Annotated in this window: 12 protein-coding genes; 7 read left to right on the top strand and 5 right to left on the bottom strand. The window is 44.4% G+C overall.

Translation table 11 applies throughout. The features are described from left to right. Window positions 1–57 precede the first annotated feature (57 nt). The 5 genes from Q0502_RS00325 (at window position 58) to Q0502_RS00345 (ending at window position 6089) form a co-directional block, all read left to right on the top strand. Window positions 58–894 (top strand): FecR family protein, encoded by an 837-nt coding sequence (locus Q0502_RS00325; protein ID WP_298645809.1) that lies wholly within the window; start codon window positions 58–60, stop codon window positions 892–894. Between the two features lie 68 nt (window positions 895–962). Then, on the top strand, window positions 963–1490 hold the full coding sequence (locus tag Q0502_RS00330; RefSeq protein ID WP_298645812.1) for a hypothetical protein: 528 nt from the start codon (window positions 963–965) through the stop codon (window positions 1488–1490). A gap of 124 nt (window positions 1491–1614) precedes the next feature. Further along, window positions 1615–2124, top strand: a complete 510-nt coding sequence (locus tag Q0502_RS00335; protein ID WP_298645815.1) for a hypothetical protein — start codon at window positions 1615–1617, stop codon at window positions 2122–2124. 28 nt (window positions 2125–2152) lie between these two features. Further along, a complete protein-coding gene (locus Q0502_RS00340; RefSeq protein ID WP_298645818.1) occupies window positions 2153–4897 on the top strand; it encodes a TonB-dependent receptor in 2745 nt (914 codons plus the stop codon). A 4-nt stretch (window positions 4898–4901) separates the two neighbouring features. Beyond that, complete coding sequence (locus Q0502_RS00345; RefSeq protein ID WP_298645821.1) at window positions 4902–6089, top strand: DUF4249 family protein; 1188 nt, start codon at window positions 4902–4904, stop codon at window positions 6087–6089. A 191-nt stretch (window positions 6090–6280) separates the two neighbouring features. Here the strand turns inward: Q0502_RS00345 and Q0502_RS00350 are convergent, their stop codons facing one another. From Q0502_RS00350 to Q0502_RS00370, 5 genes are all read right to left on the bottom strand, one after another. After that, complete coding sequence (locus Q0502_RS00350) at window positions 6281–6952, bottom strand: hypothetical protein (RefSeq protein ID WP_298645822.1); 672 nt, start codon at window positions 6950–6952, stop codon at window positions 6281–6283. A gap of 548 nt (window positions 6953–7500) precedes the next feature. After that, a complete protein-coding gene (locus tag Q0502_RS00355) occupies window positions 7501–8409 on the bottom strand; it encodes a hypothetical protein (RefSeq protein WP_298645823.1) in 909 nt (302 codons plus the stop codon). Window positions 8410–8549: 140 nt separating this feature from the next. After that, window positions 8550–8690 carry a hypothetical protein gene (locus tag Q0502_RS00360; RefSeq protein WP_298645825.1) on the bottom strand — a complete coding sequence of 47 codons (141 nt, stop codon included), beginning with the start codon at window positions 8688–8690 and terminating at the stop codon, window positions 8550–8552. 16 nt (window positions 8691–8706) lie between these two features. Beyond that, the gene (locus tag Q0502_RS00365) at window positions 8707–9054 is read right to left on the bottom strand and encodes a hypothetical protein (RefSeq protein WP_298645826.1); all 348 of its coding nucleotides are present in this window, start codon (window positions 9052–9054) and stop codon (window positions 8707–8709) included. Window positions 9055–9281: 227 nt separating this feature from the next. Then, window positions 9282–10976 carry a hypothetical protein gene (locus Q0502_RS00370; RefSeq protein WP_298645827.1) on the bottom strand — a complete coding sequence of 565 codons (1695 nt, stop codon included), beginning with the start codon at window positions 10974–10976 and terminating at the stop codon, window positions 9282–9284. Between the two features lie 206 nt (window positions 10977–11182). Between Q0502_RS00370 and Q0502_RS00375 the strand changes: the two genes are divergently transcribed. Both Q0502_RS00375 and Q0502_RS00380 read left to right on the top strand, forming a co-directional pair. Beyond that, the gene (locus tag Q0502_RS00375; RefSeq protein ID WP_298645828.1) at window positions 11183–12571 is read left to right on the top strand and encodes a transglycosylase SLT domain-containing protein; all 1389 of its coding nucleotides are present in this window, start codon (window positions 11183–11185) and stop codon (window positions 12569–12571) included. Between the two features lie 78 nt (window positions 12572–12649). Then, on the top strand, window positions 12650–13780 hold the full coding sequence (locus Q0502_RS00380; protein WP_298645829.1) for a hypothetical protein: 1131 nt from the start codon (window positions 12650–12652) through the stop codon (window positions 13778–13780). Window positions 13781–13965: the final 185 nt, after the last annotated feature.

Consider the following 13965-nt stretch of genomic DNA (forward strand, 5'->3'; position numbering starts at 1 on the left):
ATCCTGCTGAGAGTGGGAATAAATTTATAAATCTTGTATAACTCAGAAAAGGAAGCGATGGAAAAGAACAGGCAAGACAGGGATGAATCTGTCCGCTTTGTGGTTCAACACTACCAAAAAGGAATGTTCGAACCCTCGAAAGGATGGAAAAGATTAACCGCTTCTCTCCCGGGTTCAGGGAGAGTGCGGTACCTCTCCTTCATAACGCGGGCGGCTGCTGCGGTCGTATTGCTGTTCGTGGCAGGAATCGGCGTATGGATGATGGTGAACCGACCGGAACAGTTGTTCGCGCAAGTCGATAACACGGAATTCACGCTTCCAGATAACTCCCAAATCGTGATGCAACGAGGGGCAAAACTGGAATACGACAGGCATTTCGGTAAGACCGAACGACATGTTTCGATGCAGGGAGAGATCGCGTTCGCCGTCGTCCGCGACGAAACCAGGCCGTTCATTATCTCCACGCCCACGGCACGGATCGAGGTGCTCGGCACGGAATTTACCGTAAACGCCGGCGATAATGAGACCCGCCTCAGCGTGACATCGGGAAAAGTGCGGTTTACACCCGACGATCCGGTTATACCGCTGTTATGCACTGCAGGCATGACCGTACATTACAGCGCCAACACCGAAACCATAAACGTCTCTTCCCCCGGCAGCGAGATGGAAATCAACGGCAAGACCCGATCGCTCACTTTCGATAACATAGGGCTGAAAGAGATTGTAATGGTGTTGTCTCACTTCTACAACGTACAGATTGAACTGCCGGAAAACGAGTCGGATCTGACCTTCAGCTCCTCTTTCACCGGAAAAAGCATCGTCGAAATCATCAATATCATTAATTTCACGCTCGATACGAACATTGTGATTGTAGAACACGGGGGGCAACAATAATTCAAAGGCATTGTCTATTTTTTTAATATTTTTCCACAACTATTTTATAACAAACAACTTATATCTTTATGAAAACAAGAACTTTCCTTTTTATGGCAATTCTTCTTACCGGTATGATTCTTTTACCGGCTTGTGGTAGCACCAAAGGGTACCACGGAACGAAAATGGAGTCTACAGACCTTGCCCGTGTACAACAAGGGGATCATAAATTGAGGATCAAGGGGAAAAAGACTTCCGAATCAGCTTTCCTTGTAAAAGTGGATACGGTTTCAGTGGGTAGTTATATGAAAGGCTTCCCGAAGCATATCGATGTATTGCCGGGTGAACGGACAGTGGAGATACGCCACTTCCAGCAATGGAAAGACAAGGCAGCCATGTCGGGGGCAATGTTCGGGCTAATCGGGGCATCTATCGCGGAATCCAATAACCCGCACACGCACTACAAACTCACGTTCACGGCAGAGAAGGGAAAGCAGTACACGATTTTGCCCGTAACGGATGAAACGACGGAACAGCCAGTGTTCCACGTGATAGATACCACGGCCAATGACACGATCCAGCCACGTGTTGTCCAAATTGAAAAGAAGAAAAAATAGATAGATAATGCTTCGACACATGAGCAGTGCCTATTGCAGGTTTCCAAGAACGCTATAAATCGTATGCAACGCTGCACTTTCTTTTTTCTGCATCATAAAGACAAACGTATCAAAAAATAAAAATATGAAGAAACAAATTATAGTACCTCTCTTCCTGATCCTGTTTACCGTTATGGCGGTAAATGCTCAAATTGGTGAGAAGGATGTAGATATACGGGTCGGAATGGGGGTCTCGCAGTTCAAAGGAGAAGAAGGTTTATTGCTCCTATCCGAATATGAATTGAACGCGAAGCTTAGCGATTATTTCACAATAGCGCCATCCATAATATTGGATCACCACGGTAATCTCGATATTGAGTCTGCTAACTTTTTCCAGGCGAATCTGAACGCATTTGGTTCGCCGTCTCGAAACGACCGACAAAATGATTTCCGGATGGGAGGAGGATTAAGTTTCTATCGATTGAGCGAAAGAGGAGATTATGCCACGCGTAGCGCACTCGGCCTTAATTTTATTCTGGAAAACACCTATATGATCAATGACTTTTTTTTAATTGGCATTAAAGCGTTTATACAGCCTTATTTTAACAGGGACATCAATTATGGTGCCTTTCTAAAAGTGGGAATAAACCTGTAAATCATATAAAACATTGTGCTATTATCGAATGAAACGCTATACTATCTTTTTATTTTTGATTGCCGGCTTTCCCCTGCCCCTCCTGCCGCAAGGGAAAGTCACCCTTAACCTGGAAAAACGGCCGATTACCGAAGTCCTCCGGAAAATAGAACAACAAACGGGGTACACGTTCTCCTACAATCCTACATTGTTAAAAGATTTCCCACCCGTCTCCCTCCGGATCGCGAACGAATCGCTCGAAAAAGTACTGCAACTCCTTTTCCACGAAACCGATATCCAACCCATCCTACAGGAAAAATACATCATCCTGAAAAAGCGGCCGAAAGCGATTACCGTCAGCGGATTTATCTACGACCGGGAATCGCACGAGTCGCTGATCGCCGCCAATGTATATGATGGGGATTCGGGACAAGGCTCCGTCAGCAACAACTTCGGATTTTACAGCCTCTCCGTCCCGCCGGGCGAGATAGAGCTCCGTCCCAGTTACGTGGGATATACCACCGAAAATTATCCCTTTACGGTAACGAAAGACACGGTCATCCATTTTTTTCTGCAACCGTCCTCACTACTGAAAGAAGTAGTGGTGGACGGAAACCTGAAGAATCCCCTGCAACATGCCGAAACAGGCAAGATAAGCCTTAATGCCGCAACACTGAAGGGTATCCCCGCGTTTATGGGGGAAAGCGACGTGATCAAGGCTTTGCAGCAAATGCCCGGCGTGGCAGTAGGAACCGACGGCATGGCCGGACTGTATGTCCGGGGTGGAAATGCCGATGAGAACCTCTACCTTGTAGACGGGAATCCCCTCTATCATGTTCACCACCTGCTGGGTCTCTTTTCCACGTTCAATCCCGAAGCGGTGAAAACCATGGATTTCTACAAGGGTAGCTTTCCTGCCCGTTACGGGGGCCGCTTGTCGTCGGTAGTGGATGTACGGATGAACGATGGCGACATGAAAAAATTCTCCGGGACAGCTTCCCTCGGGATCATTTCATCCCGTTTGAACTTGCAGGGACCCATTATCAAAGACAGGACCTCGTTCTCGGTCTCGTTCCGCCGTACCTATCTCGACCTGATCGCCCGCCCGGCAATGTATTTCATCAACCGGAAAGAGAAAAGAAAAAGCCCGGATAATTACGACAAGATTGATTTCTCCTACTATTTTTACGATTTCAACGCGAAGGTCAATCACAAGTTTTCGGACAAAAGCCGTATCTACCTGAGTTTGTACAACGGGAAGGATAAATTGTTTGTTAATAACAACAGCATCACCCGATACAGTAACGATTATCCTACTTATGGCTCGAATCCTGATAACCCGGAGGAGAATATCCAATACCATTATAAAAGTGCTTTCAATGAAACGTCAGATACGGATATAGGCTGGGGAAACCGTATGTCCTCACTGAACTGGACATACGCGGTCAACAGCAAGCTGTTCTCGAATACCACGTTAGTCTATAACCGCTATCGATCGGATATTTCCTATTCCTATGAAATCAAGGAGACTTATTCCTCCAAGGATTATGGCGACCGCCAGGAAAAAACCCAAAACACCTATCAACTTTTTAACCCGATCTACCGGTCGGGTATCGAAGACCTGGGCTACCGCCTCGATTTTGATTACGCGTACAACAATAGTCACCTGATCCGCTTCGGAACAGCGTTGCTGCAGCATAACTTCGTTCCCGAGGAAAGCCGGATTTTCCGGCAAGACAACGACAATGAAAAAAGACAGAACGATACGATCACCTATGCCGACGAACGGGTCAGGGTCCAGGAACTATCCTTATACGCCGAAGACGAGGTGGATTTCGGCAAACGGCTGAAAGTAAATGCCGGTGTGCATTTTTCAGGATTCTTCGTGCAGGGAAAGACCTACCTGAGCTTACAACCCCGCCTGTCGACCCGTTACCTGTTGTCGGAAAACCTCTCCCTGAAAGCGTCGTACGGCAGGATGAGCCAGTACGTGCACCTGCTGCAAAACAGCTATATAAACTCTCCTAACGATTTGTGGGTACCGATTACTAAAAAGGTGAAGCCGCTGTCGTCCGATCAGTTTACGGTTGGGATCTACGGCAGGTACCGTGACTTCGACCTTTCGGCGGAAACTTACTATAAGCGATCGGTCAACCAGGTCGAGTACAAAGACGGCGCCAACATACTTACCAGCAATACAAATTGGGAAAACCGTGTTGCCCAGGGGATCGGGACCTCGTACGGACTGGAATTGATGGCAAAAAGAAGTTTTGAAAATACATCGGGATGGGTCGGCTACACGCTGTCGTGGGCAAACCGGCAGTTTCCCCACGGGGAGATCAACCAGGGGAAAGTATATCCCGCGAAATACGACAACCGCCATAAGATCAATGCCGTGCTTAAGCACACGTTTAATCATAAATTCGATATGCACATTTCCTGGATCTACGCGACCGGCAACTGGACTACCCTACCGATGGAAGAGTACATCGATATGGACGGCAATAAAATACCTTATTTCCATCAACGGAATAACTACAAGATGCCCGACTACCATCGGCTCGACCTGGATTTTAATTATTATCGCCACAAGAAGAACGGAAGGATGGGCATCTGGAATATCAACATCTATAACCTGTACGCGCATCATAATTCATTCATTATAGAACCTATGGAAGGAAGTTCCCCGGCGCCGGGTAGCGTGAACGGTCACCCGAAGAAATATTATCCGGCATACCAGAGTTATTCTCTTTTCCCGATTATTCCCTCATTTTCCTATACGTACAAATTCTGAAGATATGAGGAGATCAAAAAACAGATACATACTGGTTCTGCTGATCGCCATAGTGGCTTCTTTCCCCGCGTGCGAGAAAGAGATCCGGCTCAATCTGACCGACTATACACCGAAAATCGTGATGAACGGGATTATTTCGCCCGACTCGCTCATCGAGATAGGCGTCAGCAAAAGTTTTTTATACACCGATACGCTTTCAAATAACAGCCTGTTGAAGAATGCCTCGTTAACCCTGTTTATCAATGGCGAAAAACGTGAAATGATGCGTATGGAGCGGGTGGATACTATTTACGGCCGCGACAGGCTCGACCATCCTTACCTCGCAATGATAAGTGTCTTCCGTTCAACGGTACGACCCAAAACAGGAGACAAGATACGGATTGAAGCATCGGCCGAAGGATTTAATCCTGTCCGGGCGGAAACCACCATCCCCACACCCCCGGTAATTAACCGGATTGATACGGCCACGTTCTTTACATCAAAAAAAATAATCAATAGTAATGAAAACAACTCTTATAATCCCTACGATCCGGATAAATACAACAATCTCAGGATGGAAGAATTATACCGTAACATGCGAATCAGGATGGCCGTCACTCACAATTCTCCCGGCGAAAATCCCTGTTTCACCCTTCAACTCAGGACAATAATCAGCGAACCGGCAAGCCTTTCCGGTACGGTAGAGAATTACCTGTATATATACACGAATGATGATCCGGTGTTCAAGGAAAACTACCGAAACAACATCCTGGAAGATTTGATATCGGAAGGCACTTCATTTAAAGGAATAAAATATCCCGACTTAGCGCTTTTTTCCGATAAACTGTTCCGGGACAACCGCTATACACTCGATTTTTCGATCACTGATTATTATCCTGTCCAAATTACCTACCTGGAATACGGGGTGGATCCGGGAGACGCCATTTACAACCCTCATGATCGCTCCATAATTGAAGTGTTGAATCCGCCCGTCGAGGTATTGTTCACGGTCTTAACTCCGGAGTTGTATCCCTATTTCAAGATGAGAGACTACAATCCCAACACCGACGTCGTGGGGTTTACCATGTTCTCCGAACCGGGAATCACGTTCAGCAACGTCCACAATGGCATCGGAATCGTAGGTGCTGTCTCCGGAACGATAGCCCGGATTAATATTCCCCCGTTTCCCGGAAAAAACAGGGTTCCGAGATAGTTTTGAATAGGGATTCATCTTATACCCCGCTCGTTAAATTTTTCCTTATAAGAAAAAGATGCTCGCTCCCGCGATACTGATCACCGCTCCGATCACCTGACGGGTGGTGACTCTCTCTTTAAACATTCATGCAGTAGACACTTTTCTACCGATAGTTTACAAGCGATTGGAGGTAAAAAAAATAGCTCAACTCAATTATAATAAAAGATTTTATCATCCAGGATGAAAAATACTTTTCCTCTCTTTTTTGCGGTATTGTTATTTAAATACAACAGGGCGTTTTTCGGGGCGTTGAATTCGATAGTTTGTCCGGTTGCCGTCTTCTTCCCTATTGATTTCCAGCTATTATCCATCAAGCAAAACAATTCATATTCGTATCTTTCATAAATGCCGATATTTGCAAGCCGGGGGGAATAATGGACGGTTGCTATTTTTTTATCTTCCCCGAAGTCTAATCCTGTCCATGATTCTTCCGGGCCGGCAGCATCGTAAAATGTAGTAATATCCCCGTCAAACGCTTTGTCTCCGGTATCCCCCAAATCTTTGTGTGATCCCCGAGATCCGACATGCATACCTTCGAGTTTGTTACCCGAAAGATCATACAGGACGATCTCGGAAACATTGCAATATGAATTTTCCGGCGCTTTGTACCGGACATAACGGCAAGTTTCCGGATGTTTTAATATTACCCTATTATAGAGGTTGGGTATTCCAGTTATCTTATGTATTATCCGTGTTTTGGAGAAATCAGGCGTTTTCGAACTTTCAAAAACCGCATTCACCATGCACCCGCTTTGTAAAAGATCGTTTTCCGGAGTTATTGAAGCGAATGCTATCAGGCTGTCGGGGGAATCGGGTGTCAAAATATGTGTCTTTCCGTCCCGATCAATGTAAAACGGATTACCAGCCGGAGTTTGATTTTAAACCAATTTTTAGCTATCTTTGAAAATCGGGTTCAGCTGTAGAGACAGCCAAACCCTCCGTTTCTTATTTACACAGAATATTTTGGACAGTGTCAATATATTTTTTCATATTATTTTAATTGTCTTTGAAATATTCCTGTGAGATTTATAAAAAACTCACAGGAATTAAATTAATGTTTAAACTAAAATCCTCATTTTTAAAAATAAGTATATTAGTGTTTTTTGCATCCAAATGATAACAAGTGCAAGAAAGATATGAATTACCAAATGAGTTTCTATATAACTGATATTAATCAAAATGGCATTTGTCAATAACAACAAATTGGGATAATCCCTTAATATAGTCGTAGTTTTTGGAGTTTTTCTATCCCTCACACGAATGAAGTCTACATATTTTATTTTGTAGTTTTGCTTATATTCAATATAATGTAATAGCAAAGAGAGAATAAAAATGCCAATGATAATATAAGTACTCATTGTCTCTAAAATTAAAGCCATACGGCAGCAATAGCCGAACTGTAAACAGCTCCTGACGTTGCTGCTCCGGCAATAGTCAGCACCCATCCTTCAGGACCAAAAACCATTGTAACGGTGGCAGCTCCAGAATCGATGGCATATAAAATTCCTGCGGCAGCACCCATGGAGTCTGATTCAACTATAGTGCTTCCATTATTATCCCACCATGTAGACACTGCATCACTACCGGCATCCCACCAATCTTCGACCGTATCCCATATATCATCCCACCATCCTTTTATCCTTATTTTACCATTTTTCAGTTGAAGTTGGTGTAGTTCTTCATTATTGTATTGTTCCATAATTTCCGGATAATTCAATGCAAAATACCATTTTTTATAATTATTCCTCCAATATTGATAAGAATGATAGCCGGTACTTGTCGCACAATATATTACAGCTGCATCTGCCTCCGAAAGAGTTGTGGCTGCTTTTTGATTAATTACATCCAATAATGCTTTTAATCGGGACAATTCATTCTCCTTAAATTTCCGACTAAGAACAGACGTAATCTCATTGAGCAATTGTTGCACGGCAGGGCTAAAATTTTCCATACCCGAAGATTTCAAAGATGGACTATCTTTCAAAACATGCTTACAAATATCAATATGTTTTTGCAACTGTTCATGTTGATTACAAAAATTAAACGTTGCCTGCTTTATGAATTCATCTTTATTTTCCATAAAAGGACGACTTTTCAGCCGCGGATTTTTTGTATATTCAATGCCAAGGGCTTTAATCTCTTCAAAAATATATTCCAACCCTTCGTTATGCGATACTCCTACCTCATTGTATTCCTCCGGAATATCCAAGTTTTCTATTTTGACATCAGAATCAAAATCACTACTGCACCCTTGTACAAAGATGCCCAGCGAAATCATACAGGCTGCTAATATTCCAATGCCGAAAAATCCAACTGTTTGTTTATGTTGCTTCTATCCTCAAATCAAGTTTCAGGTTAATTTTCTTTCGAAAGGCAGGCGGCTTGCCGGAATAGAAGCATATATTATACCGCCTTGCTTCAGGTAGGCAGGAGCGCCCTTGGGGTCCGAAGATCAAAAAGGCATTCCTGCCATGAGGAAGTAGTTGTCGGTTTCATATCGGATTTATTTATTTGTGGCGAATCATCCAAACTATCCGCTTCATTTAATAAGTTTCGCATCTTGTTTTAATGTCTTTTATCGCTCAAATGTACCCTCAAACTCTTTGTTATCAATAACGATACGCAGAATATATATTCTTCCTACGGACAATTGTGAAATATCGATGGACACATAGCCCGCTTCATTTATTTCCACAATATGGTAAATAGGGCTCTGCAGAATAAATATTTCCACCTGTCCGGTGTAGTTCTCCACGAACAAGTCAATGGTCGTTCCGTTTTTGTATGCTTCCACGCTAAGAGCAAATGCAGAACGGGTAATACAGTTTTCCCGTAACTCTATTTTGTCTTTTGGTTTATTTGTAGTATGGATACCGGCGTTTAGTATAAACGTAAGCGGGTAAAAAAAGAATAGGAATGTCATTAAAAGGTTTTTCGAAAAATAAATAATTCTTTTCATGTTTGATTTCGTATAAAGTGTTTTTTTAAAAAAAGTGTTATCTCTCCGGTAAAGAAACAATAAAAAATACGTGTGTCAAGGGAAAATGCAATTCTGACCTTTGGTTGCTCAGGTATATTAATAAATATCAATATGATATATGAATACTTGCAGAGCGATTCTGACCTGGGTGTAGTACGGTAACGTGGAATTTATCCGCTCCCGAGTATTTTCAGCAGCCGTTCGAATCCGTTATCGGCTGTGGCATGGGCGGAAATTTTCTTTTTCAGGTACCATTTCTTCGATTTCAGATTATTCGTGGAAGTGTTGAGCAGAGCTGCAATTTGTTCGTTCCCGGTACCGGCAGCCAGCATGGAAAGCAACAGCCGGTCGCTTTCGGTCAATATGCCGTCCGATTCACTTATCCCAAACAGTTTCGTCATATCTTCGGAGGTGACCATTGTTTCGGCAAGCTTGTGAAACCGCTGCCCTCCCTCTTTCAGCATAAGATCGAACTCTTCGCCCAATTTCATGTCTTTTGAATGAATTTTTTTCGACAGGATACGGGTTTGATTCAATTGCGAGCCGTATATCTCCAAAAATGAAACATAGTGTGACAACAATTCTTGTTGGGCTTCAGTTTGCTGCCGCAACAGCTGCGCTTCGGCGTCTAAACGCCTTTTTTCGGCTTCCGTACGTTCCTTTTCCGCGGCCAGCTTTTCCCCTTGCAACAGGACAATACTGCGTTGTTTGGCAAAATAAAGCGTGAGGATACCCGCCAACAACAGAACAAAACCCCCTATAGCCAGCATTAAGCGATTCCGGGCTTCGGCTTTTAGCGCTTTGTTCTCGGATTCCGCCAGATCGTACCGGTTTTCGAGTTCACGGATACGGGTATCGAGCCGTTTTTCCACCGATTGATCGTAAGCGGAGAGGGCCTGGCGGCGGTAATCGTCAGCCAGTCGGTAATCGTTCATCCCGGCGGCAATATCGGCCGCATGATCATACAGCAGATAGTTCTGCCAATAAGTAGAATCTTCTATATGGGCAATGGCTTGCCGGACATAATAGAAAGCGCTGTCAGGTCTATTTAAACGGCTGAAAATATCCGAGAGAGCATAATAGATCCTGAATTCATCTCCTTTTATCCGAACGGACGGATATATATCTAATTTTTTCTTTTCTTTTTCAATGGCTTCTTCATAGTTTTGCGTAAGATCGGCATATATCGACTCTGCATTTAACAGAAAATATTCCTTTTCAATGTTATTATCAACATACAATTGTAAAGTATCTAAATATGATTTACTTCCGGATAAATCATCCGTTACTGCCAATGAGTTCCAAAACAAAGATAAATAAGCATCAAAGATATGAGAACTGTCATTCTTTAGTTTAGCACACATCAGGGCTTTTTGAAAATACTGTTTGGCAATATCTTTATTTGCATTCTTTTTATGTATGTCCCCCATAAAATAATTGGTAAAATAGAGTGAAGTAAGGTCGGGATCCTTTTGTCCGTACAGGAGGCGAAGCGCCTCTTTCAGGGGTTGATACACCGTGCTGTCCATAATTCCCAAGCGCGAGCGCACAATGCCTTGGTAAAGAAGAGCCCGTGTATGGTGGTTGCTTCCGTGTGCGGTTCTACGGTAGTAAGATCCCACACTGTTGATCAGGGAATCCGATGTAAAATCGGCATAGGTTTTATCGTCGGCAATAGTTTTCAACAGGCCGTAATAAGCACGGTTACTAAGTAACATCTCCTCAGCACGGAGGGTTGTCAGGCTGTCGCGTATAGCTTCGGGCCGTTCCTGCAGAAGTGCATCCCATTGCAAAAGGCGGTTATACAGCCCTTCGCCCCGTTTCCGGCTACAGGAAACGGTAGATAAAAGGCACAAGCATATCATGATGCAACTTATTCTTCCGTTCATAGCAATAGGGAACAATTACGGCTCCATTACAAAAATAGTGGATAGCGAAAAAAGCAGCAAAGGAATCCCCGATTATTTTCTATCTTTGCCCCGGTTTTAACTTAACAAAGGAATGTAAAGAACATGAGAATTGTTCACTGAGGTTCCATACGATCCCTTTAAAAATGAATAGTTTTAATCGTATGAACAGACTGTTATTGCTTTCACTGCTTCTCTCCATCCTGTGGGTATCATGTGGAAAATGGAGCAGGCGGGGGAATGTATACGACTTTCCTCAGATTTTGCAGTCGGATACGTTGCGTGTGCTTACCCTGAACACCTCTACTTCCTATTTCATCTATCGGGATCAACCCATGGGCTATCATTACGATATGATCCGTGATTTCTGCAGTTACCACGGGTTGGTTCCGGAGATCATAGTGGCCGGAAATATACGCTCTATGTTGCAGATGCTGCAGGATAGGGAAGCCGATATGATCGCCTATAATATGCCGGTCACCAATACATTGAAAGATTCGGTACTTTATTGCGGACTCCAGCAGATCTCGCATCAGGTGCTGGTCCAGCGCGCCGGGCAGGGAGATACCCTGCTGTCCGATGTGGCCGGTCTTATCGGTAAGCGGGTGGCGGTGATCAATGAATGGAAATACCGCGATAGAATGAATAATTTGAATGATGAGTTGGGGGGAGGTATCCAGATTGATATGGTCGACAGTGACACTACCCTGGTGGAAGACCTGATCAGGATGGTTTCCCGGGGGGAGATCGCTTATACGGTCGCCGATGATGACCTGGCCATGCTCAATCACACCTATTTCAGGAATCTGAATGTGGATCTTCCGGTCAGCTTCGACCAGCGCTCGTCGTGGGTGGTAAGAAAGGATACGCCCCTGCTTGCCGATTCGCTGAACAGCTGGATTGAGAGCCGGTCTTCAGAGCCCGCTTTCCTGCGGATCATCAAACGCTATTTTGAAGAAACAAAAGGATATTCCGATTACGGCAGACCCTCTTACAGCGAAATTTCAGGCCATGGTGTTATTTCACCTTTTGACTCCTTTTTCAAACAGTACGGGAAGGAATCGGGTATTGACTGGCGGTTGCTCGCATCGGTTGCCTATCAGGAATCCACCTTCGATACGGAGGGGCAGTCATGGGCGGGCGCTATAGGGCTGATGGGGTTGATGCCGGCCACTGCCGCCTCGTTGGAGGTAGAGGAAGACCAGCTTCTTGATCCTGAGAAGAATATACGTGCAGGCACGGAATATCTGAAAAAACTCCTTCATATTTTCCGTTTTGTAAATGATCCTTATGAAAGAATAAAAATGACCCTGGCAGCTTATAACGGAGGCGTCGGCCATGTGCTCGACGCGCTGGCGCTTACCGAAAAATACGGAGACGATGATAAGGTGTGGGAGGGTAACGTGGAACGGTATCTTCAGTTGAAGCGTTTAGAGCAGTACTATACGGATCCGGTTTGTAAGAACGGTTATTTCAGGGCGGACGAAACAATCAATTATGTGCGTGATGTAGTAGACAGATGGGAGATATACAAGGAGAAGGTAAAAGAATAAAACTCCTGCTTTATCTTTCAATAAAAAAATCACTATCTTTGCCATCAGTGTTAAATCCATATTTGCAGAAAACAAAACATGTCAGTCATAATCAATAAAGTCAGAACGAAGGATGACCTGAAGGAATTTATCCAATTCGGCATTGATCTCTATGAAGGAAATGAGTATTTTGTTCCCCCGTTGATCTACGATGAGAGAACAACGCTCAACTGGGGTAAGAATCCGGCATTCGACCATTGTGATGCCAACTATTTCCTGGCCTATCGCGATGATGAGATCGTGGGCAGGATCGGGGTCATTATTAACCACAAAGGGAATGAGGCATGGAACGAGCGGAATGCCCGTTTCGGTTTTGTAGATTTTATTGATGACAACGAAGTGGTAGACGCCCTTTTCGGTGCGGCCGAAAGCTGGGCCCGGTCCAGGGGGATGGAGAAGCTACACGGCCCGCTCGGTTTTACCGACCTCGACCATGAAGGGATGCTGGTAGAGGGATTCGACCAGATAAGCACTCTGTCGACTATATACAACTATCCCTACTATGTCGACCATATGGAGCGGATGGGTTATGTGAAGGATCAGGATTGGGTGGAATTCCTCATTACTATTCCCAAAGAGATGCCGGAACGGTTCCTGCGTGCCTCGGAGATCGTAAAGAGGCGTTCCGGTGTGGATGTGAAGCATCTCCAGAGTAAAAAGGATGTCTATCCTTATGCCAGAGATATCTTCAAACTGATCAACCGTGCCTATAAAAATCTGTACGGGTTTGTGGAATTATCCGACAGGCAGATCGATTATTATGTGGATATGTATATCCCGCTGCTTCGCTTGGAGTTCCTCACCCTGGTGGTCCGTCAGGAAGATAATAAGTTAGTGGGAGTGGGTATAGGGCTTCCCAGTATTGCCAGGGCGCTGCAGAAAGCAAAGGGGCGTTTTGTCCCGACGGGCTGGTATCACCTGTACAAGGCGCTGAAAGGAAAAGGGAACAATGTGCTCGATCTGTTACTGATCGCTGTCGACCCTGAATATCAGGGAAAGGGATTGAATGCGTTGGTATTCAATGAGTTTATTCCTGCTGCCAACCAATTGGGATTTGAATATGCCGAGAGCAACCCGGAACTGGAGATGAACAACAAAGTGCGATCCATGTGGAGCGATCTGGAAGTTAAACAGCATAAAAGACGAAGGGCATTTATTAAAAACCTATAGAGGGAAAAGAAGATGCACGACAGGGAAAGAAGGGTAAGATTTACAGGACGGAACAGAAAAACAAGATTTATAGAGGAACGTTTTCGTTAAGCTAAATGAGCAAAGTCAAACTTGTTTGAACTTTGCCATAGCGAGAATTGGAAATCGAGGAGCGAAGGCGACTCAAAACGACTAATTTTAATGAA

Origin of the sequence: uncultured Proteiniphilum sp. (assembly GCF_937873925.1) — a bacterium.
Lineage (GTDB): Bacteria > Bacteroidota > Bacteroidia > Bacteroidales > Dysgonomonadaceae > Proteiniphilum.

What these genes read in the sequence shown, in the direction of transcription:
- Q0502_RS00340 (WP_298645818.1), top strand. Translation starts at nt 2,153, where the DNA reads ATGAAACGCTATACTATCTTTTTATTTTTGATTGCCGGCTTTCCCCTG.
- Q0502_RS00345 (WP_298645821.1), top strand. Translation starts at nt 4,902, where the DNA reads ATGAGGAGATCAAAAAACAGATACATACTGGTTCTGCTGATCGCCATA.
- Q0502_RS00365 (WP_298645826.1), bottom strand. Translation starts at nt 9,054, where the DNA reads ATGACATTCCTATTCTTTTTTTACCCGCTTACGTTTATACTAAACGCC.
- Q0502_RS00330 (WP_298645812.1), top strand. Translation starts at nt 963, where the DNA reads ATGAAAACAAGAACTTTCCTTTTTATGGCAATTCTTCTTACCGGTATG.
- Q0502_RS00375 (WP_298645828.1), top strand. Translation starts at nt 11,183, where the DNA reads ATGAACAGACTGTTATTGCTTTCACTGCTTCTCTCCATCCTGTGGGTA.
- Q0502_RS00335 (WP_298645815.1), top strand. Translation starts at nt 1,615, where the DNA reads ATGAAGAAACAAATTATAGTACCTCTCTTCCTGATCCTGTTTACCGTT.
- Q0502_RS00355 (WP_298645823.1), bottom strand. Translation starts at nt 8,409, where the DNA reads ATGATTTCGCTGGGCATCTTTGTACAAGGGTGCAGTAGTGATTTTGAT.
- Q0502_RS00380 (WP_298645829.1), top strand. Translation starts at nt 12,650, where the DNA reads ATGTCAGTCATAATCAATAAAGTCAGAACGAAGGATGACCTGAAGGAA.
- Q0502_RS00325 (WP_298645809.1), top strand. Translation starts at nt 58, where the DNA reads ATGGAAAAGAACAGGCAAGACAGGGATGAATCTGTCCGCTTTGTGGTT.
- Q0502_RS00370 (WP_298645827.1), bottom strand. Translation starts at nt 10,976, where the DNA reads ATGATATGCTTGTGCCTTTTATCTACCGTTTCCTGTAGCCGGAAACGG.
- Q0502_RS00360 (WP_298645825.1), bottom strand. Translation starts at nt 8,690, where the DNA reads ATGCGAAACTTATTAAATGAAGCGGATAGTTTGGATGATTCGCCACAA.